Source organism: Enterococcus sp. DIV0660C (genome assembly GCF_017316125.1).
In the GTDB taxonomy this organism is placed as follows: Bacteria; Bacillota; Bacilli; order Lactobacillales; family Enterococcaceae; genus Enterococcus_B.
On the sequence record NZ_JAFLWA010000019.1, the window covers coordinates 163666 to 188439 of the forward strand.

Genomic DNA, 24774 nt, shown 5'->3' on the forward strand with positions numbered 1-24774 from the left:
ATGAGGAATCATATGAAGGAACTATTTGAAAAAGAGACGTTGGCCAAGCTGATGTTATTCTCTTATATTGATAATTTAGATACGGATGCTTTTGCAGTCAAAGATATTGAAAAACAATTTGACTTAACTTATTTTCGGGCAAATAAACTTTTAGGCTTATTGATCGAAGACTTTAAAACAATGGAGTTAGATGACTACTTCTTTATCTCCAAAAATAAAAGTAAATATATTTATAAGAAAAACTGTTTAGATTCAATCAATCGTTTGATTTGGAAATATGGTAGAGAATCTTATTTATTTAGCCTTTTAGATTACTTCTTAAAAAATGGTATGAACACCAAAGAAATTATGGAAAACTACAGTTACTATCATTATGTTAGTGTTTCTTATTCTTATGTCATCAAAAATAAACTGGAATCTTTTTTAGATATGCATCAAATGAATTTTTTGGTTGGACAGGTCAATGAAAGTAAGTTGCGCATTTTTTTAGCACAGATTTACTTTTATATTTTTAAAAATTACGAGAATCCTTTTTCTGCGCAGGAGTGGGAAAAGGCATCAGCTTTTATTGATGAATTACAAAAATTAAGAATCATCGAACCATTGGGAAGATTAAAAAAAACGAAACTTTTGTATTATTGTTTGGTTTCTTTTTTTCGAGTGGAGAACGGACAAAACAGTGTAACTGACAGGTTGCTTGTTTCAACAGATGAATGTTACGTGGAGCCAATCACTAAGAGCTATCACCACTTTACTGAAAAAAAGGACAAGACCCAAACAACCGATGTGGTTACCTTGATCAATTATCTCCGAATCAATCAGTATCTTTGCCAAGAAAAAGAACGTAACGTAGGGAAAGAAAATAAATTGGCAGATTTGACGCAAGAATTATTGAGCACAGTGGGGATCAAGTCCTCAGATGAATGTTTGAATCATCAGTTATCTGAATTATTGTTCAAGTTTTTTTATTACAAAGATAGTCTACTAGATGGGCATTTTTATGTTATTTTAGATTTCTTCTTTGATAGTTTTACTCAAGAAATGGGACAAATTTTACACTTTTTGGGTAAGAAAGAAACAATCTCGCTAATTGGTGATCAAACTGAAAATCAGCAAGTATTATTAGAAATACTTTTGATTCTTGTCAATAGTCAAGCCTATCAAAATCAAAAAAAAGCAATCACGATCACGATTGATTTTACTTTAGGGGAACAATACAACAACTATATTGCCAATAACATTGTTCATTTACCGTTCGTTACCCTCAAAGTTGACAATCAGTACTCACCTCAAACAGATATTTATTTATCTGATGTATTGCCTGAAATAGTCGAAAGTGACTACTTGATTTGGAACAGCCCACCAAGTTCAAAAGATTGGAAAGTCTTCGGGAATTTGGTATCAAAAATTTATGGAATGAGAAATAGCCTATGAAAAAATATTTAATCGTTTTTTTGTTTAGCTCGGTTATGCTGATGAATGGAGAAAAGCCCAGTGTTCCAAAATTGTATCATGCAGAAAAAGAAATTATACGTGAGGAAGACCATGCGAAAGAAACGAGTATTGGTTTTTATGAAAAAAATATCAAAAAGAAGAAAGCCACGCAACCGGTGACTAGTTTTGCACCAACGAATGGGATCAGTAAAAAGAAAATTGCTAATTTTGGAAGCGGCGCATTATCGTCAACTAAGCTAGGAAATCTTTTTGAAAGCTTATCAGGTACGCTCATTTTTGGAGGTAAATCAGATGAGAGGGAATAAAAAGAGTTATTTTTTGCTTTTTTTTTATGTGGGATTAGCGTTAATTAGCTATCAGTACGTTGAAAATTCGATTTTTACCCAACACATCGTAACGGCTAAGTATCAGATGGTCGATAATCTTGAAAATGGCAAGACGATTCCATTTGAAGAAGTAAAGTCAGCAACGGTTAGTGATGTATTTACAGCAAAAAGTGAAGAACTAGAGGCGATTGGTGTATTATCAATTCCTCAGTTGGCATTAGCTGTCCCGGTTTTTCCTGGAATTAGTCAAAATGCTATGCTAATTGGTGCGGCAACAATGTATCCTAGGCGAGACCCGTTGAAAGACAATATGATTTTTTTGGGACATCATTTAAGTGAAAAAGGATTGTTGTTTGGCAAATTAGCAAATGCAAAAAAGGGTCAGAAAATTGATTTGGACTACTTAGGGAAGAGCTATCATTATGTGATTACTGAGAAAAAAATAATTGATGAACAAGAAGTGAACTATATCGAAGAAAATCCAGCAAAAACTTTGACATTGCTGACATGCGACAAAGCATCAGAGACAACGAAACGGATTTTAGTCAAAGCAAAAATAGTAGAAATGTCTCAAAAATCAACAGCTAACAAACAATTTTCATCAAAGAACTCGATTGAAAAAATCCAGCAAGTAAGTAAAAAAATAATCCGAAAAGTCTATTTACAATTGTTTTTCTTTGGTTTGATCGCAATCGTGGGTACGAGTGTCATTTTATTTAGTAATAAGATTTGAGGTGTTATTATGAACTATTATGGAAAGGTATCAAGCTATAAACAAAGATATTATTTAGAAAGAATCTCTAGTTTGAATAAAAAATTGCCACGTATGGGTGCATACAATTACCAGATAGAAACAGTTTTTTTAGAAAATCGTTGTCCAGTGACTTCCATTTCACTATATGAAGCAAAAAAATTGGTCAAAACTTGGCGAATTAGCGTTCAAGATGATGCTAATATCATTAGTAAGACAAGTGATGATTTCGTTATTGGGATTGATGGGCAATGGACAAATGCTAAAAATAAGGTTTTAAATGATGCAAAAGCAATTATTCTACACTTGTAAATCACTACTATTCTTGAGATAAAATGCCCGATATAAATTGTGTATCAGGTATTTTTTTTATTGCTAAATGGATCAATTTGATAAATAAAACAGCAACTATTTGATTATTAGGTTATTTTAATGGACGTTATATTTATTTTTTTATTTTAAATTTCATATAAAATAACTTATATATTTTAAAATTTTGTTATCTTTTAATGTTGACGTTGTAATTTAAGGGTGTTATACTAGTTTTTGTAAGCGGTAATAATTATTTTATTTTTTTAAAAGTATTATTGTTATAACCGTTTTTTTAAAAAATAAATGTATAGGGGTTTTGTTATGAAAAAGTCGTCGATTATTTTATCTTTATCAGGTGTTTTATTTTCAGTAGCGTTATTAGGTCATGCGGATTCGGTCAAAGCTGAGACAAGCCAGCCAGCTATCGAAGTCAAACAAGTAAAAAGCAGTGTAGACGTTGGAACATGGGAAGAATTCAAAACAGCGATTAAAGATGTAAATGTAACAGATATTAATTTAACAGCTGATATCACATTAGAAGCAACTGAATCAATTACCAATTTGACAAAAAATATTCACGGGAATGGACATACAATTGATGCTGATTTACACCAACTTTATTTTACAAAAGCAGATACAGTTGGCTTAATGGAAGATGTAAAAATTATCAATACGGACATATACGGGTTACTTTGGAGTTCACACACAGCAAATATTACATATAAAAATGTCGACCATTCAGGAAGACAAATGATTTACTTACCAGAAGGAAAACTGACTTTAGAGGGTAAAGTATCAAGTGTTTCTACGACAGAGGAAGTTTTCCAAGGAAAAGAGTTGGAAGTATTACCAGGAGCGACTGTTAACTTAGAAGATACATCAGGATTATCTGCTTTGAGCATGGGCTATGCTGAAGGTACATTAACAGTTGGAAAAGATGCGAGCGTGACGATCAAAGCGGAAAAAACTTCGATTTTAGGCGGATCAAAATTTGCTATGGTCAATGAAGGTACAATGGAAATCAATTCTGCTGATCAACGAGGAATCAATTTAGCTTCCGGAAGTACGCTAGAATTGAAAGATGGTAGTCACTTGAAAATTCATACAGAGGATACTGTTTATGAAAGTATCCTTGTTACTTCAGGTAACTTCTTTGTTCGAAGCGGAGCAACGATTGAAGCAGAATCAAATGGGAATCATAGTACGATTATTGCTGGAAAAGAAATTACGTTTGAAAATGGTTCAAATTATTCAATTACGAATCATCACGCTGAAGGTCCAGTTTTGGGAGGTTATGCAACTACTGCACATGTTACCTTAGACTCACCAACCGGCTATAATTTGTGGTGGGTAGATCGCGTAGAGGAAGCTGATCCTCAAGAAGTTATTGCGGGTCCAGTAAAATCCTCTTTCAATATTTTAGGCTATACTCACGCAGGAATACACACAACGAACTATTCATCAACTGATCCACATTTTGAATCATCACCATTTACAAATTATGGGAAAATTCAAGGTGGTTCATTTGTAGATGATGGGATTGTTGTTGATGCACCAGTCTTTAATCCAGTTACCGATCAAGATAAAACATTATCTGGAACAGGAACACCAGGAGCAACAGTGAATGCCTATGTAGACGGTACGCTGATTGGTACGGGGACAGTAGATTCAACAGGAAAGTGGACAATCACAGTGAAACCACAAAATGAAGGTACAAAAATTGATGTGAACCAAGTAATCGATGGGAAAGAAAGTGACAAAGTCTCACAAGTAGTTACGCATGAAGAAAAAATCGACGCACCTGTTTTCAATGTTGTGAATGACAAGGATAAACAGTTAACCGGAATTGGGACACCAGGAGCAACAATTAATGCCTATGTAGATGGCGTGTTACTTGGAACAGGCACCGTTGGAGATGACGGTCGTTGGACAATCACGATTGAACCACAAGCAGAAGGTACTAAGATCGACGTGAACCAAGTAATTAATGGCAAGGAAAGTGAGTATGTTTCGCAAATCGTTAGTCATTTAGATCAAACAATCAATTTCTTCAAACTAGGCTACTGGCAAAATTATGGATTGGTTTTAGAAGGATCAATCGATAATGGTAGTTTGGACTTAACGAATAAAGATGCTGTGAAGAAGACACTTCATCTAACAGCGGCCGATGGGACAGAGGTAGGAACATTTGCCTGTGCAAACCATGATTGGTACAATAACGGTGTTTTCAATGGATATCAGGCAATTGTTGAAGATACTGTGCTAGCTGGGTTAGAACCAGGAGAATATAAATTAAGTGTCACACTTGAAGTAGGCGACTTTAACGAAACACAAGACTTAAATGTCGGAAGTGCTGTCCGTGATAATTATGCCCATATTTTTACTGAAATTCCAGAAACAACCGTTGGTAGCCATACGATTGCACCATTAGAAAAAGATGGTATTGGTTATTTAGTGGTGAAGTAATTAGTTGAATATGTATTTAGAAAACCACACACTCTTTTGTTAAAAGAGATGTGTGGTTTTCTTTTTTTGATTGGCAGGATTCTGTTGAAAATACATGAGCTGTGATAAACTAAGGTGGAGTAGAAAATGGAGGAATGAGTGCATGCAAGATTACCAATATCCAATTGATTTAGATTGGACAACGGATGAAATGGTGACCGTGATGAATATGTGGGAAGCCTTAGAAAAAGCGAATGAAGTTGGGATTAATAATGAAAATTTTTTAGCTGCTTATCAGCAGTTTAAAACAGTAGTGAAATCCATTGGGGAAGAAAAACGATTAGGTCGAGAGTTTGAAAAAGTGTCGGGTTATTCGCTTTATCGAACAGTCCAAATGGCGAAAAAAAATCAGAAAAAAACTCTGAAGATGAATGGGTGAACTAAATGGAACCAATAATTCACGAAATCAAAAGTTGGTTGCTTGAAGCAGGCGAAAAAGTCAAAGCGAGTGAACGGCAACAACTAACAGTCTTTGAAAAAACAAATCGAAAAGACTTAGTCACGAATATGGATCGAAAAGTTCAACAATTTCTAGTTCAAAAGATCATGGCATTTGATCCAGAAGCAAAAATACTGGCTGAAGAAGATGGCTACAATGAACTAACCGATTTAACTGGACGGGTATTTATTATTGACCCCATTGACGGAACACTTAATTTTGTGATGGAAGGCGAAAATTTTTGCATCATGCTGGCTATGTATGAAAATGGCGTAGGGCAATTAGGCTTTATTTATGACGTGATGAAAGATGAATTGTACTGGGGCGGACAAGGGATAGGCATCTATCAAAATGATTTGCAACTTCCAAAGCCTGAAGATAAGGCGTTAGAGGCTGGATTACTAGGAATGAATGGCTATTTATTTGCCCATAATAAATTTAATATTCGAACGATTGGCGAAGAAAGTATGGGTGTCAGAATCACTGGGTGTGCGGGGTTGGAAATGATTGCGATGCTCAAAGGAAATCATATTGGTTATTTGTCAAACTTGAGTCCATGGGATTATGCAGCTGGCTGTGTTTTGCTAAAGGAATTCGATTTCTTCTATAGTAATATGAACGGAGATCAGTTAGCTTTTCATGGACGCGAATTGTTTGTCGCTGCAACATCAAAAGCGTTCAAGCAAATCCATTCATTATTAGAGATGTGAAGAGATGTGATCGGAGGCAAATGAAGCTTAAAAAACTGGAAAGTGGGATTTTTCGTGATGAAAATGAAAAAAAGTTGACAGTTTATTAAGTTTCGCGAAAAAATGAAAACATTTCACTATATTTCATGAAAAAAGTTTGCTATAATAAGCAGTCGAGTAAATTGCCCTGTCAGAAATAAACTGATAAAAGAAGGAGTTAGTTACATTGAATTATAGAAACGATATCCGTAACGTAGCAATTATTGCCCACGTCGATCACGGAAAAACAACATTAGTTGATGAGTTATTGAAACAATCAGATACATTAGACGCACATACACAATTACAAGAACGTGCGATGGATTCAAATGCTTTAGAAAAAGAACGTGGGATTACAATCTTAGCTAAAAATACAGCTGTTGATTATAAAGGTATTCGCGTAAACATCATGGATACACCTGGACACGCGGACTTCGGTGGTGAAGTTGAACGTATCATGAAAATGGTTGATGGTGTAGTTTTAGTTGTTGATGCTTACGAAGGGACAATGCCTCAAACACGTTTTGTTTTGAAAAAAGCTTTAGAACAACACATTACACCAATCGTTGTTGTGAACAAAATTGACAAACCATCTGCTCGCCCTGAACACGTTGTTGATGAAGTACTTGAACTTTTCATCGAATTAGGTGCGGATGACGATCAATTAGATTTCCCAGTTATTTATGCCTCTGCATTAAACGGAACTTCAAGCTTGTCTGATGATCCTGCAGATCAAGAAGAAACAATGGCGCCAATTTTTGATACAATTATTGAAAAAATTCCTGCACCAGTTGATAATAGCGACGAACCTTTACAATTCCAAGTCTCATTGCTTGATTACAATGATTATGTTGGACGTATCGGTATTGGTCGTGTATTCCGTGGAACAATCAAGGTTGGTGACCAAGTAGCTTTGATGAAACTTGATGGAACAGTTAAAAAATTCCGCGTAACAAAATTATTTGGTTTCTTTGGACTAAAACGTCTAGAAATCGAAGAAGCAAAAGCTGGAGATTTGATTGCTGTATCTGGTATGGAAGATATCTTCGTTGGAGAAACTGTTACACCAGTTGACCATCAAGATGCTTTACCAATTTTACACATTGATGAACCAACTTTACAAATGACATTCTTAGTTAATAATTCACCATTCGCAGGTCGCGAAGGTAAATATGTAACAGCTAGAAAAATCGAAGAACGCCTAATGGCTGAATTGCAAACAGACGTGTCTCTACGTGTTGAACCAACAAATTCACCTGACGCTTGGACTGTTTCAGGACGTGGGGAATTACATTTGTCAATCTTGATTGAAACCATGCGTCGTGAAGGCTATGAATTACAAGTATCACGTCCAGAAGTTATCGAAAAAGAAATTGATGGTGTGAAATGTGAACCTTTTGAACGTGTACAAATCGACACACCAGAAGAATACATGGGTAGCGTGATTGAATCATTAAGCTTGCGTAAAGGTGAAATGCAAGACATGGTTCATACTGGAAATGGTCAAATTCGTTTGACTTTCTTAACACCAGCTCGTGGCTTGATTGGTTATTCAACCGAGTTCCTTTCAATGACTCGTGGATATGGTATCATGAACCATACATTCGATCAATATTTACCAATGTTAGCTGGTCAAATTGGTGGACGTCACCAAGGTGCATTAGTTTCTATTGATACTGGTAAAGCAACTACTTACTCAATCATGAGTATTGAAGAACGCGGAACAGTCTTTGTAGAACCAGGTACAGATGTTTATGAAGGTATGATTATTGGCGAAAACAGTCGTGATAATGACTTAACAGTCAACATTACTAAAGCAAAGCAAATGACTAATGTTCGTTCTGCTAATAAGGATCAAACTTCTGTCATCAAAAAGCCTAAGCAATTAACACTTGAAGAATCACTTGAATTCTTGAATGATGATGAGTACTGCGAAGTAACGCCAGAATCAATTCGTTTGAGAAAACATATCTTAAACAAAAATGCTCGTGAAAAAGCATCTAAAAAGAAAAAATAATTCATTGATGAATGAATAATCTTAAGGCCAGCTCGTTCAAAATGAGCTGGTCTTTTTTCATCTGTGGAGAAGTGAAAAAGAAAAAGAAGAAAAGTCTCGTCAAAACAGATAAAAACTTTTAAAAGTTTTTTAAAAACCTTGAAATCTCTCCGTAAATGTTTCATATTTTCTCTTTGTTCCACAAGGGGTGCTTGTACTGTGCTGTATCTCGAAGTAAACTAAAAAAGAAAGGAGTCACAATATGTATGAAATATTAAAAAAATATTTTGGTTATGAACAATTTCGTCCTGGTCAGCAAGAAATCATTCAAAAAATTTTTGACCAACAAGATGTCTTAGGCATTATGCCAACTGGTAGTGGGAAATCAATTTGTTATCAGCTACCAGCAATTATGATGGATGGACTAACAATCGTTGTGTCGCCCTTGATTTCTTTGATGAAAGATCAGGTCGATGCAGCGAACCAGCTAGGGATTCCTGCGACATTTATCAACAGTTCTTTAACAGGAAAAGAGACAGCTGAAAGATTTTATTTATTGAATCGCAATCAGTGTAAATTACTCTATGTTGCGCCGGAACGTTTTATTATGCCTGATTTTCAGCAGGCAATGAGCGATTGGAAAGTTGAACTGATTGCAATCGATGAAGCCCATTGTATTTCACAATGGGGACACGATTTTCGTCCAAGCTATTTGCAAATGGCTGAGGTTTTGGCCCAGTTACCGAGTCGTCCAGCAATCGTAGCCTTAACAGCTACAGCAACTACTCAAGTGGCTACAGATATCAAAAGACTTTTAAAAATCCCTGACAACAATCATATTCAAACTGGTTTTGCTCGAGAAAATTTAACTTTTCAAGTAATCAAAGATCAAAAAAAGGAACAATATTTGCTTGAATATTTAAAAATAAATAAAAATCAATCTGGAATTATTTATGCGGCAACACGAAAAGAAGTGGATCGTGTGTATTATTTGTTACAAAAGTTTGGTTTTTCAGTTGGACGCTATCATGGTGGATTAAATGAACGGGAGCGAACTGAAATGCAAGAAGCGTTTTTATTTGACCGTATTCAGTTGATTGTAGCAACTAATGCTTTTGGTATGGGAATCAATAAAAGTAACGTTCGCTTTGTGATCCATTATCAAATTCCTGGATCTTTAGAAGCCTACTATCAAGAAGCAGGACGAGCAGGACGAGATGGATTGGCAAGTGAGGCCATTTTGTTGTTTGCTGCTCAAGATATTCAAGTTCAAAAATTTTTTATCCAACAATCACAACGTGACGAAAACCAAAAACAAAAAGAATACGAGAAATTAAAAGCAATGACTGAATATGCGTATATTGAGTCTTGTTTGCAACAATATATCTTAACTTATTTTGGCGAAAAAAGTACGCCTTGTAATCGATGTGGAAACTGCCTAGATGATCGTGAGCTAATTGAAGTAACGACTGAAGCACAAATGGTGCTATCTTGTCTTAAAAGAATGGGCGAAGCTTACGGAAAACAGCTTTTGATGAAGGTATTGGCGGGTTCTAAAGAACAGAAAGTAAAAACGTTAGGATTTCAACAGTTGTCGACCTATGGACTATTGAAGAAGCAATCTCAAAAAGATATTTTACAACTCATTGAATATTTGATTTCAAGTGGTTACCTGTTATCTGTGACAGGTGAGTTTCCAGTACTTAAAGTAACTGATAAAGGAATCCAAGTGTTGAAAAATGAACAGAAAGTTTATCGAAAAGAGGCGAAAAAAGTTCGACAATTAGCAGAAAATGACACCTTGTTTGAACAGCTTCGTGAGTTGCGAACAGACTTGGCCGCTGATGCTGGAGTGCCTCCTTATGTGGTTTTCTCTGATTCGACATTGAAAGAATTAAGTCAAGTACGTCCAACAAATCGACTAGAAATGTTACAAATCAAAGGGGTTGGACAAAGTAAATTAGATAAATATGGTGAAGCATTTTTAAAAGTTTTGAATGAAACAATGTAAAAAAGAACATAGGAAAGTTTGTTTGATAAAACTGATTTTTATTTTTGAAAAAAATTTTTGAAAAAGTTTGTAAGCTGAAAAAAATCTGTATCTACTTTAAGAAAAAAATAGATAAAAAAAGCGAGGAATCCCTTGATTTTACTGTTCGTTAAAAAATCAAGTATGTTATAATGAGTAAATTAGAATAGGGGGTAGACATAGATGGATTCTCTAACCAAAGAATTCGCTGTTCACGTGTTAAAAGAAGATGCAAATCGGATCAAACGTTTGATTCGTAATCAAAAAAACAGTCTGTGTATTTCACAATGCAAAGCATTTGAAGAAGTGGTGGATACGCAGATGTATGGTTTTTCTCAACAAGTTAGCTTTGCTATTCGTGTGGGAATCATTGAAAAAGACGAAGGACAGCTAATTTTGAGTGAACTAGAACGTGAACTGAATCAATTATATAATGATGTTTATCAGGAAAACTATGAAAAAAATGAAAGTGGCAGGGAGGAATAAACTTGCCTAAAAAAGTAAAAAAACGGCATTTAATGGACTATACGATTTTAATTCCCTATTTGATTTTATGCGCACTAGGCTTGATTATGGTGTATAGTTCTACTTCGTATTTATTATTAGAAAATGGTCAAAACCCCATGTCGTCAGTGATTAACCAGAGCGTCTTTTGGGTATTGAGTTTAGTGGCAATTGCACTTTTATATAAGATGAAGACCGATGTTTTGAAAAATCAGCGTCTGATCATGATTGCTTTTGTTGTTTTAGGTCTCTTGTTGATCATCGTGCTATTTTTTGGGAAAGAAGTAAATGGAGCCAAAGGTTGGCTAACCATTGCAGGTTTTTCCATTCAGCCGGCTGAGTATTTAAAAATCATTGCTATCTGGTATTTGTCATTGACGTTGGCAAATCGTCAAAATGGTGTGCAAAAAGATTTTGTTGGCTCAATCAAACGACCTTTAGCGTTGGTTCTTGGTCTGACAGTGATTGTCGCAATCTTACCTGATTTTGGGAATGCAACAGTTATCTTCTTGATTGTTTTAGTAATGCTTTTAGCAAGTGGTGTAAACTATTATTATACTTGGATTGTGGGAATCGGTGGAGTCGGTTTAAGTATTTTCGTTATTTGGTTGATGAATGTCACCCATGGGAAAATTTTGCCGGCACGTTTGCAATATATTTATAGTCGATTCTCGATTTTTCAAAATCCATTTGCTGATGAACTTGATAAAGGGCATCAGATGGTCAATGGTTACTATGCGATTTTCAACGGTGGTTTATTTGGTCGCGGTTTAGGAAACAGTATTCAGAAAAAAGGCTTCTTACAAGAAGCACAAACAGACTTTATTTTCGCTATCGTTGTAGAAGAACTTGGCTTGATTATGGCAGTCTTGATTTTAGCTTTGCTCTTTTTCATGATTGCTCGCATTATTCTAGTTGGGATTCGCTCAAGTGATCCATTTAATTCGTTGTTATGTATAGGGGTTGGTGGAATGTTCTTAATCCAAGTGTTCATCAATTTGGGTGGGATTACTGGTGTTATTCCTTTAACTGGGATTACTTTCCCATTTTTAAGTCAGGGAGGATCAAGTTTGCTGATGCTCTCGGTGTGTGTCGGATTTGTACTTAATATTAGTGCAGATGAAAAACGGAAAAATCTAGGATTATACTAAAAAAGATGTAGGAGTGGTTCGATGAAAAAGGTTTTAGTTGCTAACCGTGGAGAGATTGCTGTGCGAGTATTTCGTGCTTGTACAGAATTAGGAATTAAAACTGTTGGGATTTACGCACAAGAAGATGAATATTCTGTCCATCGCTTTAAAGCAGATGAAGCTTATTTAGTTGGTAAAGGAAAAAAACCAATTGATGCGTATCTTGATATTGAAGGAATCATTGAAATTGCAAAAGAATGTGGTGCGGATGCCATTCATCCTGGGTATGGGTTGTTATCAGAAAATTTGAGTTTTGCTCGTCGCTGTGAAGAAGAGGGCATTACTTTTGTGGGTCCTAAGCTTCATCATTTAGATATTTTTGGTGACAAGATCAAAGCAAAGACGGCCGCAATCGAAGCAGGGATTGCTTCAATCCCTGGTACTGATGGACCAGTCGCAACGGTTGAAGAGGCGTTACAATTTGCAGACACTTATGGTTATCCAATCATGATCAAAGCTGCTCTTGGCGGTGGCGGACGTGGAATGCGTGTGGCTTATGATGAAAAAAGTGCTCGTGAAGGTTATGAGCGTGCTAAAAGTGAAGCAAAAGCTGCTTTTGGTAGTGATGAGGTCTACGCAGAAAAATATATTGGTAATCCCAAACATATTGAAGTCCAAATTTTAGGGGATACTCACGGAAATGTGATTCATCTTTTTGAACGTGATTGCTCTGTGCAACGCCGCCATCAAAAAGTCGTCGAAGTTGCTCCATGTGTATCTTTAAGTGAAGAACAGCGCCAAAAAATTTGTGAAGCAGCCGTTCAGTTAATGAAACATGTTGGGTATGTGAATGCAGGAACTGTTGAATTTTTAGTAGAGGGAGATAACTTCTACTTTATTGAAGTCAACCCACGTGTCCAAGTTGAACACACGATTACCGAAATGATTACTGACGTAGATATTGTGACCACCCAGTTGTTGATTGCACAAGGAAAAGACCTCCATAAAGAAATTGGACTGCCACAACAAAATGATCTTCAATTGAATGGCTCAGCTATCCAATGCCGAATCACAACGGAAGATCCGTTAAACCACTTTTTACCAGATACAGGAAAAATCGATACTTATCGCTCACCGGGTGGGTTTGGTGTTCGTTTAGATGTCGGCAATGCTTATGCTGGTTATGTGGTGACACCTTACTTCGATTCATTGCTAGTAAAAGTGTGTACCCACGCGGCAGATTTTGATACAGCAATCCAAAAAATGGAACGTTGTTTGAAAGAATTTAGAATTCGCGGGGTTAAAACGAATATTCCATTTATGCTTAATGTGATTACTCACCCTGAATTTCAATCAGGGCATGCCAAAACGACGTTCATTGATAATACGCCTCAGTTATTTGAATTTCCACGTTTGCGTGACAGAGGAAATAAAACCATGAAATATATTGGTGAAATCACCGTTAATGGATTCCCTGGAATCGAAAAACTGGAAAAACCATTTTATGATGAGCCAAGAATACCAACGTCATTGGACCTACGTGAAGACTATGTGACAGCCAAAAATGTTTTAGATGATAAAGGTGCGGATGCTTTAGTTGATTGGATCACGAATCAAGAGAATCTTCTGTTAACAGATACAACATTTAGGGATGCCCATCAAAGTCTGTTAGCTACGCGTGTAAGAACCCAAGAATTCAAGAAAATTGCTCGCTTAACTGGTGAGGCGTTACCTGAATTATTTTCAAGTGAGATGTGGGGTGGTGCAACCTTTGATGTTGCTTATCGATTCTTAAATGAAGATCCATGGCAACGACTTAGAAAAATCCGTGCGTTGATGCCTAATACATTGTTACAAATGCTCTTTAGAGGATCAAATGCAGTTGGTTATTCTAACTACCCTGATAACGTTCTAGTGGAGTTTGTCCAAGAAGCAGCAGCACAAGGGATTGATGTTTTCCGTATTTTTGATAGCTTGAACTGGACACCACAAATGGAAAAAAGTATCCAAGCAGTGCGTGATGCAGGAAAAGTGGCTGAAGCAGCAATTTGTTATACTGGTGATATCAATGATCCAAGTCGTGCAAAATATAATGTGCAATACTATAAAGACATGGCGAAAGAGTTAGAGCAACTAGGTGCCCATATCATTGCAATCAAAGATATGGCTGGGTTATTAAAACCACAAGCAGCTTATCGCTTAATTAGTGAATTAAAAGCAACAACAGATTTACCAATCCATTTGCATACACATGATACTAGCGGAAACGGAATCATCACTTATTCTGCTGCTTCAAAAGCAGGTGTGGACATCGTGGATGTGGCAATGAGTGCAATGAGTGGCAATACGAGTCAACCAAGTATGAGTAGTTTATATTATGCTTTGGTAAACGGTCCACGTTTACCAGAAATCAACATTGAACATGCCCAAGAATTGAATCACTATTGGGAAGATGTCAGAATGTACTATAAACCTTTTGAGAATGGATTGAATGCTCCTGAAACAGAAGTTTATATGCATGAAATGCCGGGCGGACAATATTCAAATCTTCAACAACAAGCAAAAGCTGTTGGCCTTGGTCATCGTTGGGACGAAATCAAGAAAATGTATCATACAGTTAACTTGATGTTTGGTGACATCGTAAAAGTGACTCCTTCTTCTAAAGTAGTAGGAGACATGGCGTTATTTATGGTCCAAAATGATTTGACGGAAGAAGCTATTTATGAAAATGGTGAAAACTTAAGTTTCCCTGAGTCAGTCGTAACGTTCTTCCAAGGAGAACTTGGCCAACCGGTTGGTGGATTCCCAGAGAAATTACAAGCAATCATCTTGAAAGGACGCCCGGCATTTACGAAGCGTCCAGGATTATTAGCTGAACCAATCGATTTTGAAAAAGTAAAAGCAGAGTTGACAGAAAAAATCGGGTATACTCCTCGTAAAGATGAAGTATTGAGCTATTTGATGTATCCACAAGTCTTTTTAGATTATCAAACGTCTTACAATCAATTTGGGGATGTTACATTGTTGGATACACCGACATTCTTCCAAGGTATTCGATTGGGTGAAACAGTAAATGTTCAAATTGAGCGTGGGAAAATTTTGATTATTCGTCTAGATGAAATTGGTGAACCTGATATTGATGGAAATCGAGTATTGTTCTTCAACTTGAACGGACAACGTCGTGAGATACTAGTCAAAGACAATTCAATTGTCAGCTCAGTTCAAGCGAAACGTCGTGCTGAACCAACAAATAAAGAGCAAATCGGGGCAACGATGTCTGGATCTGTTTTAGAAGTATTGGTGAAAAAAGGAGACGTCGTCAAAAAAGGTGATACGTTATTGATTACAGAAGCAATGAAGATGGAAACAACGATTGAAGCGCGCTTTGACGGTAAAGTCGAACATGTCTACGTAAGTGCTGGTGAAGTCATCCACTCAGGTGATTTATTAATCGAAGTGACTGAAAAATAAATTTGGCGAAGGGTGGAATTAAAAAAGTGAAAAGAGTAGGATTGTTTACTGCCATCTTTTTTCTGGTAGTTGTAGCATTTTACATGGAGCCTGTTTTCTTTCCACCTAAGACAGAAATCAAAAATGATCGAACCCAACAAATAGAAGAAAATCAAATGACAACGTGGAAATACCAAGAGCTTCAAGCGACCGGTTTTTCCACGTACATAGACCAACCGGTTAGCAAACTTGAAGCGGATTTTGGCCGTGCAGATGATCGACTAGCCAGTGGATTTGGTTTTGAAATCAGATATTATCAAGATGCTAAAAATCAGCTTCTCTTGGAAGCGAATGTCCAAGAGGACAAGGTGAAAACTATTAAAGTGCTAAAAAGCGCAAACGAACAGATTACACCATTTTCTTTTGGAATGACGATGCAAGATTTAACAGCTTTTACAACTATTTATACGAATTTTACATTTGATTATCAAAAAGAAGAAATCGGGATCGAATTGATGGAAGAAGACATGAATTATCGCCCTTTGATTGCCTTTGATAATGATACTTTTGCAATTATGTTTTTTGATCAAACAACAAATGGTCTGTTTGCAGTAACTTATTTGGATAAAGAAAGCTTGTTGAAGTTACTTCCTTATCAAGTTTTTGGTAGCAATCTACCAACCTATCAACTAGATAAAGAAGCAGACTGGGATAAAATCAATCGGGTAAAAGAGCAAAAGAGCGCCAATTTACTTAATCAATTAAGAGAAGAAGATTATTTACCTGCTTATCAGCAGAAATTACTTTTCGAAGAGAAAACAAAACTTGTTTTATCAAGTTTCTTGACTAAACCAGAAGATTATTTAACGCAAGAACGATTAGAGGAATGGCAGACAGCAGCAGCTTCTTCTAAAATAATGAAACGTTTCTCTTTGACTAGCGATGAATTGATCGATATTTTGGAAAAAAATCAGTTGAAACAAACGACTGGCTTGTTTACACATCCGATGATTGACCCGACATTTTCTTTTTTGCAGTGGTACAGTGATCCCTATACGCACGAACGTTTTATGAGTGAATCTGCTGACACATTAGCAATTGCCTTTTCAAAAGAAAATGTGTTAGTCTTATTGCAAGAAGAGCAGGAAGAAAGTAGTGATAGCAGTGATCATTAATGAAGAATTATTTTGCTTAGAAGATCAATGTCACCAATTGGTTCAGCGCATTCGTGAAAGTGAAACATTTCGTGCATATCTTATAAGCAAACAAAACATGAATCACTCTGAAGAAGTGGAAGAGCTAAAAAAAGATTTTTTAGCGAAAAAAGCTAGCTTTGAGCAAATTGCTGATTATGGAAAATATGCGCCTGATTTTCGAGAAAAACAACGCGCAGTCAGAGCGGCGAAAAGAAAACTAGACTTAACGGATGAAGTGTCAGAGTTTCGGGTAAATGAAACACAATTACAAGGAATCTTGGATGAGATAGGACAACATCTTGCACGTGGGATTTCCAGTGAAATCAAAATTGATGCAGGTAGTCCATTTTTTGAAACAAGTAAACATGCTGGATGTGGAGGAAACTGTCATGCAAGTTGATAAAACGAACTTTGAAATAACTAAGCGCCGTGGAATAATTGTTTGGGTGTATAGCTTGAAACAATTAAAAAACCTGAAGAAATTTGGGTTACTGCACTACGTTTCAAGAAGAATGAAATATGTTGTTCTTTACTTAAATGAAGAAACATTTGAACAAACACAAGAAAGAATCAAAAAACTTCATTTTGTTCGACGAGTCGAACCTTCTTATCGTCCAGATATCGAAATGAATTTTGCAGAAAAGATTGGTTCAAAAGACGCAATCAAAGAAGACGGCTTTGAAATCGAAGAACTAAGTACAGAAATTCGTTTAGCTGAAAATATTTAAGTCAGACATTCACAGATAAAAAGAATGAAGACTGTAAGTTACTAAGAAATTGTTTGGTGACTTGCAGTCCTTTTTTTGTCAGGTTTTGGTATACTAATAAAAGCGAGAAACAAGGAGTGAGTATATGCGAGTTATTTCAGGAGAGTACGGTGGACGCCGATTAAAAAGTTTGGCTGGTGCAAATACCAGACCGACAACTGATAAAGTCAAAGAATCCATTTTTAATATGATTGGTCCATACTTTGATGGTGAACGAGTATTAGATTTATTTGCTGGTAGTGGTGGTTTAGCAATCGAAGCGATTTCACGAGGTTGTTCACACGCTGTTTGTGTAGATAAAAATTATCAAGCGTTGAAGATTATCAAAGAAAATATTGCTATCACCAAAGAACCAGAAAAATTTACTACATTGAAACTGGATGCTGATCGTGCAATTGAACAATTAGCAAACCAAAAGGAACAATTTGATTTTCTTTTTTTAGATCCTCCTTACGCAAAACAAAAAATTGTGGATCAAATCGAAAAAATGCTTCAACTTCACTTGATCAAGCCAGATGCGATCATTGTATGTGAAACGGATAAAACGGTTGAACTTCCCGAAAAGATTGAAAGTTTAACACAAATCAGACAGCAAAATTATGGAATTACTGCTGTAACTATTTATCGAAATGAGGCGAAAGCATGACACGTGCATTATTTCCTGGGAGTTTTGATCCATTGACTATGGGACATCTTGATACAATTGAACGGGGTGCTGAACTATTTGATGAAGTCATTGTTGGCGTATTTGTTAACACCTCAAAGAAAAGTTTATTTTCTGCAGAAGAACGAGTGGCATTGATTACGAAAGCTGTCGCGCATTTGCCGAATGTTCGTGTGATTCACCAAGAACATCAGTTAACGGCAGAAACAGCAAAGGAGTTAGGTGTCAAAGCCTTACTTCGCGGAATTAGAAATGTGAAAGATTTTGAGTATGAGCGAGGTATTGCTCAAATGAATCACCACTTAAACAGTGACTTAGAAACAGTTTTTCTTTTAGCAAAACCTGAGTATAGCCATATTAGTTCAAGTTTATTAAAAGAAGTCCTTTATTTTAATGGTGATGTAAGTAGTTATTTACCACCAGTAATCAACGAAGCTTTAGCTAGAAAGCAGGATCAAAATGAAGTTTAAACCATGGATCAAAAGTGTTCTTATCATACTAATTGGGCTAGCAGTGGCAGCCTTTGTAATAGTCCCATTGCCATTTTATATTGAAGCACCAGGAGCAACAATCAATTTAAAAGAACTGATTACAGTTAATGGAAAAGCAGATGAGTCATCAGGTTCGTTTTCCTTAACTTCTGTAGGGATTCGTCAAGCGACAGGGCTATTAGCAGTCAAGGCAAAATTCACTGATTTTGAAGATATCATTAGTAAAGAAGAATTAACGGGCGGAGCAACGAGTGAAGAGTACAATCAGATGCAAAAGTATTATATGGAATCTTCACAAAATGCGGCAATCGAGCAAGCACTTAAATTGGCAAATCAATCGTATACGATGAAGTTTGAAGGTGTGTATGTGATGGGCGTCGAAAAAAAATCGAATTTTTATGGTAAATTAGCTGTTGGAGATACCGTAACAAAAGTAGATGGCAAAACTTTTAAAAGCTCTGAAGAATTTATGAAGTACATCAAAAGTCAAGAAGTTGGCCAAAGTGTAACGGTGACTTTCTTACATGATGGAGAAGAAAAAGAAGCAACAGGTGACTTGATAAAGTTATCTACAGATAAAAAACCAGGAATTGGGATTACTCTGACAGACCATACAGAAATTTCATCTGATACAAAAGTGAAGATTAACGCGGGCTCAATTGGCGGCCCCTCAGCAGGACTGATGTTTACCTTAGAAATCTACGATCAGGTGACAGGAAGTAATCTTCGACAAGGAAAAGCAATTGCTGGAACGGGTACAATCAACAGTTCTGGAGAAGTTGGGCGAATTGGCGGAATTGATAAAAAGGTTGCCAGTGCAAATCAAGCAGGCATGGATATTTTCTTTGCACCAGATGATACGCTTGATCCTGCAATTAAGAAAAAGTATCCAGAGCTCAAATCAAATTATGAAGAAGCGAAAGCTGCTGCTGAAAAACTGGACAGTAAGATGAAAATCGTTCCTGTTAAAACGGTACAAGATGCGTTAGATTATCTAAAAAAGATGAGCTGATTTAGACACTAAACGAAAAGTTCGGACAACTTGTTCCGGACTTTTCGTTTTTTTTTTTGGAAAAACAAATTCATGAAGAACGATGAGAGTTGGAAAAAATTACGAAATAAAAAAATAAAGTTTCATTTTGACGTAAGTAATTATGAATAGGGAAATACCAACTAGCAAAAAGGCAACACAAAAAACAGTTGAAAGGAGTGATTTCTAAATGTTGGCACAAGTAGTTGCATCGTTGAAAGCACAATTAACTCAGATCTATCATAACTTTGTCGAATCACCTAAACGAGTGGTCAGTCTTTTTTTCGGATTGATATTGATTTGTTTGGGTGGAGGAATTTATTTTTTTCAAGCAAATACAGTAAAAACACCTTCAGCAGCAACGATAGACCAAACGATTCTAACTACTGAGACGACAGCCGAAGAACAGAGTAACACAGTTGAACAAATATATGTGGATATCAAAGGAAGTGTTAAATACCCAGGTGTTTATTCTGTGACACAAGGCCAACGTGTACAAGATTTATTAACTAAAGCTGGTGGATTGACAGAAGATGCAGATACTAGTCAACTCAATTCTGCTGCGAAGTTGGTGGACCAACAATTGATTTATGTTCCGAAAATCGGTGAGGCTAGTCCGGATCAGCCACAGAACCAAACACCAACTGTTACGGAGTCAAAAATCAATATCAATACGGCAGATATTTCGGAATTGCAAGAATTATCAGGGATAGGAGCAAAGAAGGCACAAGACATCGTCAACTATCGTGAAGAGAATGGGTATTTCAAATCAGTAGAAGAGCTAGAAGAAATATCGGGAATTGGGGAAAAGACGGTTGAAAAACTAAGAAACTTCGTTACAATAACAATAGACTAACTCACAGAGGTGAAGAAAATGAGCAATGATCGAATTCCTTGGGACCAATATTTTATGGCCCAATCTGTATTATTATCTTTGCGCAGTACGTGTACGCGATTAGAAGTCGGAGCGACTTTGGTTAGAGAAAAACGCATCATTGCTGGTGGATATAATGGCGCTGTAAGCGGCGATGTTCACTGTATTGATGAAGGCTGTTACATTGTTGATGGACATTGCCTGCGAACGATTCACGCAGAAATGAATGCTTTACTTCAATGTGCAAAACTAGGAATCCCCACTGAAGGTTCAGAGATTTATGTTACCCATTTCCCATGTTTGGCTTGTACGAAAGCATTGTTACAAGCTGGTATTACTAAAATCAATTATCTACATGATTACCGAAATGATGCTTATGCACTTTCATTGATTGATCAAATGGGTGCATCGATCCACCAAGTATCACTAGATTCGGCCTATTTCTCTAAATTACAAAAAGAGCTATCAGGTGAACGCGTTTAGTTTAAAATTTTGTCTTGTCCAAAATCGCTTGATTTTTCCTGCGGTGATTTCTGGCTTGATTAGTTTAAGTTACTATACAGAAAGCTGGCAATATCGTTTGATTTTTGTCAGCCTTTTTTTCTGGATTTGTCTAAAAGAAGATCGTTCGATTTTGTTTTTAAGTTTAGTTTGTGGCGCTCTGGTTTTTTCTTCCTGTTTGTTTTTAGAAAAACCAACGATTCAATCAAGAGAGTCCACCTCCAGTAGCTTTATGATCAATACTGATACAATGCGTGAATCGGGTGATTTGATTACATTTATTGGAACTTTAATGGATGAAAAACAGCAAAAAATTCAGTTGAGTTATCGAGCCCAGTCTGAAGAGGAACTGATCAAGATTCAAAACCTTAGAGGCAAAGCTTTTATTTTATGGGTAAACGGTGAATTCAAAGAACCTGAACGAGCACGAAATCTTTATAATTTTGATCAAACTGCTTATTTTAAGAGCCAACGAATAATGGGAAAATTTACGATTCAAAAAATAAAGAGAATCATAATACATCATACTTGGCATAATTTTTTACAACGAAAAAGAGCGACGGGAATTCTGTATGTCAAAAAGCATTTTCCAGAGAAATTAGGGGTATATATCAATGCTTTACTATTTGGTTACAAAGATGCGATTTTTAGTGACTCCCAAGAAGTATACCAAGATACGGGCTTGCTTCATTTATTTAGTTTATCAGGACTACACATCCAAGTCTATTTAGGCTGGATGTATTATGTTTTTAGACGACTGGGAGGGACCGTTCAAAAAAATACTTGTTTCATGTTTGTTGTCACACTATGTTATGTTGTACTAGCTGGAGGCTCAGTATCAATTTTACGTGCGAGTTTCTTATTTTTACTTCGTTTAGTAGGAAAGTGTTTTAGGGTACAATTGTCTGCAATGGATAGTTTCGCAGTTGTTATGTGGCTATTGTTGTTGCTTGAACCTTTGACACTTTATCAAATTGGAGGTCAATTAAGTCTTTGGTTCAGTTTTTTGTTTATTATTTTGCCGTTATATGAAAGAAAGCAAGGCATCTTCCAGTATTTGATGAAGTTGACTATTTTTAGCATAGTCACGATGCCACTAACCAGTTGGCATTTTTTTCAATGGCCAATTTTTGGGATGTTTCTGACACTACTCTTTTTACCGTTATTTGAATATCTATTATTACCACTTGTGGTTAGTATTTTCGTTTTACATAATTATCTACCAAGCAGTTTTTTATTTGTTTTAGATGATGGGCTAGGTTATTTGGAGCAATTGACGAAGCAACTGACCTTTGGAAATTTGATCATTGGACGCCCGGCTATTGTTTTTTTGTGGTTAGCTATTGGCTATCTTTTATTTCTTCACACCATTTCCTTTCGAAAATATGATTTGTTTAAGCGAATGATCCTTTCATTTTTTGTCCCGTTTGCTTTGTATCATGGGACGAAGTTTGATTTGACAACCTCAGTAACTTTTATTGATGTTGGTCAGGGAGACAGTATCCTTTTAAAGGCACCTAATGGACGAGAAAATGTTTTGATTGATACAGGAGGGAAGTTATCTTTTAAGAAAGAAAAGTGGCAAGAGCGTCCAAAGCAAGCTTATTCTGATTATAATCTCGTGCCGTTCTTAAAAGGCCAAGGAATCAGAACCATTCATCAATTGATTTTGACTCATGATGATACGGATCATGTAGGCGAACTGGCTAATTTAGCAAAACATTTTACCATTGAAACTATTTTTATTGGTAAAGGAGCTGGGGAGACGAAAGAAGTCAAAAATCAGCTGAATCGACTGAAGAAGCAAGGAATCACTGTTCAAGAAATCAGTGCAGGGCAAGAAATCACTAGTTATTTTGAACTGCATGTATTAGCACCTTTGAAGCAAGGAAAGGGAAAAAATGAGGACTCTGTTGTTCTTTTAGCAGAAATCAATCGTCGGAAATTTTTATTTTTAGGGGATTTAAATCAGACGACAGAGGAAAAAGTAGGGAAGCGATATCCTTTTTTAAAAGCAGATGTTGTTAAATTAGGACACCATGGTAGCAAAACTTCAACTAGCCCTTTATTGATGACACAACTTCAAGCAAAATTAGCCATCATTTCTTGTGGAGCAAACAATTTATATGGACATCCACACCAAGAAGTGCTAACAAATTTAACGAAACAGCGTATTGCCTACCATAGAACAGATGAAGAAGGAATGGTTCGTTTTCTTTGGAAACCACTCGATGAAACAGAGAAAATACAAACGATGGAAAGCTGGTAATTCAATTCTTGAAATGGTAGGATAAGTTTTGAAAGTGGTGAATAATTTGAGCGTGCAGGCAGACTTACAAAAAATTCGCAAAGAAAAATTACAACCTTGTTACCTAGTTTTAGGAACGGAAAAATTTTTACAAGATCAAGTGCGAGAAGAAATTTTAAAAAAAATACAAGTTGACAGTAAAGATGATTTAAACTTTTTGAGTTTTGATATGGAAAATACTAGTTTGGATGAAGTAGTCGCAGAGGCGGAAACTCTACCATTTTTTGGAGAACAACGATTAGTATTCGTAGAAAATCCTTATTTTTTAACTGGTGAGAAAGTGAATAATGGGAGTGAGCAAAATACAGATTTATTAGTCGATTATTTAAAGGCACCATTAGAATCAACTGTGTTGGTTTTCTTTGCACCATACGAAAAGCTAGATGAACGAAAAAAAGTAACAAAGCAGCTGAAAAAGACTGCAATCATCATTGATGTGAAGCAACTAAATGAAAAAGAAGTTCGTCAATATTTGACAAACACGTTAAATAATTCAGAAATCGCGATGGATCGTTACGCGATTGATTTGTTTTTACGATTAACGGATTTGGATTTATCGAAGTTGATGCGAGAATTACAAAAATTAATGCTTTTTGCACAAGATCAAAAGAAAATCACGTCCAAAGAAGTGGAACAGCTTGTGCCTAAAACACTGGAGCATAATCTTTTTGATATGACACAATACGTGCTGACTGGAAATACAGAACAAGCATTACGATTGTATGAAGATCTGGTCTTACAAGGTGAGGAAACAATCAAAATAAATGCTATTTTATTGGCGCAATTACGCTTATTATTACAAACAAAATTCTTGATCAAAATCGGCTATCAGCAAGCAAATATTGCAGAAACGTTAAAGGTTCACCCGTATCGAGTCAAACTAGCGATGCAAGAAGTTCGTCGTTTTGACGAAGGATTGTTGGTACGATTATTTGATCAATTGGTGGAATTAGATTATCAGATCAAAACGGGGCAGATCGATAAAGAATTAAGTTTCCAACTATTTGTTTTGCAAGCCGGACAATTAGTTAGGCAGTAGACAGAAGCTTGGTTCAACATAAGAAGGTTTGTGGAGCAAAAAGTGCGTGAAAGCTACGTTATTTGTCCTCTTCAACAAGTAAACGAGGCAAAGAAACAAGGGAGGGACAAAACATGTTTGTTTTGTCCCTCCCTTGTTTGTCAAATCAGCAAATAAAAAAATCGGCCTCAGCCGATTCTTTTACTATTTAGCGATTTTTTTGCTTAAACGAGATTTGTCGCGGTTAGCTTTGTTTTTGTGGATTAGACCTTTTGACTCAGCCATATCGATTGCTTTAAC

At 36.2% G+C, this 24774-nt stretch carries 23 protein-coding genes; 22 read left to right on the forward strand and 1 reads right to left on the reverse strand.

The features are described from left to right. Positions 1-12 precede the first annotated feature (12 nt). The 22 genes from DOK81_RS05880 to holA all read left to right on the forward strand — a co-directional run bounded on the left by DOK81_RS05880 (position 13) and on the right by holA (position 24495). On the forward strand, positions 13-1434 hold the full coding sequence (locus tag DOK81_RS05880) for a hypothetical protein (protein ID WP_206909274.1): 1422 nt from the start codon (positions 13-15) through the stop codon (positions 1432-1434). Continuing rightward, entirely contained in the window at positions 1431-1760 is a 330-nt protein-coding gene (locus DOK81_RS05885) for a hypothetical protein (protein ID WP_206909275.1), read from the forward strand. Before DOK81_RS05880 ends, DOK81_RS05885 begins: the two co-directional genes overlap by 4 nt. Continuing rightward, positions 1747-2514 (forward strand): class A sortase, encoded by a 768-nt coding sequence (locus tag DOK81_RS05890; RefSeq protein WP_206909277.1) that lies wholly within the window; start codon positions 1747-1749, stop codon positions 2512-2514. The genes DOK81_RS05885 and DOK81_RS05890 overlap by 14 nt, the downstream gene beginning before the upstream one ends. Positions 2515-2523: 9 nt before the next feature. After that, a complete protein-coding gene (locus tag DOK81_RS05895; RefSeq protein ID WP_206909279.1) occupies positions 2524-2844 on the forward strand; it encodes a hypothetical protein in 321 nt (106 codons plus the stop codon). 321 nt (positions 2845-3165) lie between these two features. Then, complete coding sequence (locus tag DOK81_RS05900; protein WP_206909281.1) at positions 3166-5310, forward strand: pectate lyase-like adhesive domain-containing protein; 2145 nt, start codon at positions 3166-3168, stop codon at positions 5308-5310. Positions 5311-5452: 142 nt separating this feature from the next. After that, positions 5453-5728 (forward strand): UPF0223 family protein, encoded by a 276-nt coding sequence (locus tag DOK81_RS05905; protein ID WP_206909282.1) that lies wholly within the window; start codon positions 5453-5455, stop codon positions 5726-5728. Positions 5729-5733: 5 nt separating this feature from the next. Continuing rightward, the gene (locus DOK81_RS05910) at positions 5734-6498 is read left to right on the forward strand and encodes an inositol monophosphatase family protein (protein ID WP_206909284.1); all 765 of its coding nucleotides are present in this window, start codon (positions 5734-5736) and stop codon (positions 6496-6498) included. A gap of 205 nt (positions 6499-6703) precedes the next feature. After that, complete coding sequence (gene typA / locus DOK81_RS05915) at positions 6704-8533, forward strand: translational GTPase TypA (RefSeq protein ID WP_206909286.1); 1830 nt, start codon at positions 6704-6706, stop codon at positions 8531-8533. 241 nt (positions 8534-8774) lie between these two features. Continuing rightward, positions 8775-10523, forward strand: coding sequence for a DNA helicase RecQ (gene recQ / locus DOK81_RS05920; protein ID WP_206909287.1), 1749 nt, complete (start codon positions 8775-8777; stop codon positions 10521-10523). A 201-nt stretch (positions 10524-10724) separates the two neighbouring features. After that, the gene (locus DOK81_RS05925) at positions 10725-11027 is read left to right on the forward strand and encodes a YlaN family protein (protein WP_206899276.1); all 303 of its coding nucleotides are present in this window, start codon (positions 10725-10727) and stop codon (positions 11025-11027) included. 2 nt (positions 11028-11029) lie between these two features. Next, complete coding sequence (locus DOK81_RS05930) at positions 11030-12196, forward strand: FtsW/RodA/SpoVE family cell cycle protein (RefSeq protein WP_206909288.1); 1167 nt, start codon at positions 11030-11032, stop codon at positions 12194-12196. A 21-nt stretch (positions 12197-12217) separates the two neighbouring features. Beyond that, positions 12218-15646 (forward strand): pyruvate carboxylase, encoded by a 3429-nt coding sequence (locus tag DOK81_RS05935; RefSeq protein ID WP_206909289.1) that lies wholly within the window; start codon positions 12218-12220, stop codon positions 15644-15646. Between the two features lie 26 nt (positions 15647-15672). Then, a complete protein-coding gene (locus DOK81_RS05940) occupies positions 15673-16800 on the forward strand; it encodes a CAP-associated domain-containing protein (RefSeq protein ID WP_206909290.1) in 1128 nt (375 codons plus the stop codon). Beyond that, positions 16790-17221 carry a YlbF family regulator gene (locus DOK81_RS05945; RefSeq protein ID WP_206909306.1) on the forward strand — a complete coding sequence of 144 codons (432 nt, stop codon included), beginning with the start codon at positions 16790-16792 and terminating at the stop codon, positions 17219-17221. Before DOK81_RS05940 ends, DOK81_RS05945 begins: the two co-directional genes overlap by 11 nt. Then, a complete protein-coding gene (locus DOK81_RS05950; protein WP_206909291.1) occupies positions 17211-17549 on the forward strand; it encodes a YlbG family protein in 339 nt (112 codons plus the stop codon). The genes DOK81_RS05945 and DOK81_RS05950 overlap by 11 nt, the downstream gene beginning before the upstream one ends. 124 nt (positions 17550-17673) lie before the next feature. Then, the gene (gene rsmD / locus DOK81_RS05955) at positions 17674-18234 is read left to right on the forward strand and encodes a 16S rRNA (guanine(966)-N(2))-methyltransferase RsmD (RefSeq protein WP_206909292.1); all 561 of its coding nucleotides are present in this window, start codon (positions 17674-17676) and stop codon (positions 18232-18234) included. Then, complete coding sequence (gene coaD / locus DOK81_RS05960; protein ID WP_206909294.1) at positions 18231-18722, forward strand: pantetheine-phosphate adenylyltransferase; 492 nt, start codon at positions 18231-18233, stop codon at positions 18720-18722. The genes rsmD and coaD overlap by 4 nt, the downstream gene beginning before the upstream one ends. Continuing rightward, positions 18712-19755: a SepM family pheromone-processing serine protease gene (locus DOK81_RS05965; protein ID WP_206909296.1), complete on the forward strand. Its 1044-nt coding sequence runs from the start codon at positions 18712-18714 to the stop codon at positions 19753-19755. The genes coaD and DOK81_RS05965 overlap by 11 nt, the downstream gene beginning before the upstream one ends. 208 nt (positions 19756-19963) lie before the next feature. Then, the gene (locus DOK81_RS05970) at positions 19964-20629 is read left to right on the forward strand and encodes a helix-hairpin-helix domain-containing protein (RefSeq protein ID WP_206909298.1); all 666 of its coding nucleotides are present in this window, start codon (positions 19964-19966) and stop codon (positions 20627-20629) included. A gap of 18 nt (positions 20630-20647) precedes the next feature. Then, positions 20648-21130: a ComE operon protein 2 gene (locus tag DOK81_RS05975; RefSeq protein ID WP_206909300.1), complete on the forward strand. Its 483-nt coding sequence runs from the start codon at positions 20648-20650 to the stop codon at positions 21128-21130. Then, on the forward strand, positions 21117-23417 hold the full coding sequence (locus tag DOK81_RS05980; protein WP_206909301.1) for a DNA internalization-related competence protein ComEC/Rec2: 2301 nt from the start codon (positions 21117-21119) through the stop codon (positions 23415-23417). The genes DOK81_RS05975 and DOK81_RS05980 overlap by 14 nt, the downstream gene beginning before the upstream one ends. Before the next feature lie 34 nt (positions 23418-23451). Then, positions 23452-24495, forward strand: coding sequence for a DNA polymerase III subunit delta (holA, locus tag DOK81_RS05985; RefSeq protein WP_206909308.1), 1044 nt, complete (start codon positions 23452-23454; stop codon positions 24493-24495). 183 nt (positions 24496-24678) lie between these two features. Here holA and rpsT read toward each other — a convergent pair. Then, the coding region (rpsT, locus tag DOK81_RS05990; protein ID WP_206909309.1) for a 30S ribosomal protein S20 at positions 24679-24774 on the reverse strand (96 nt) is incomplete at its 5' end.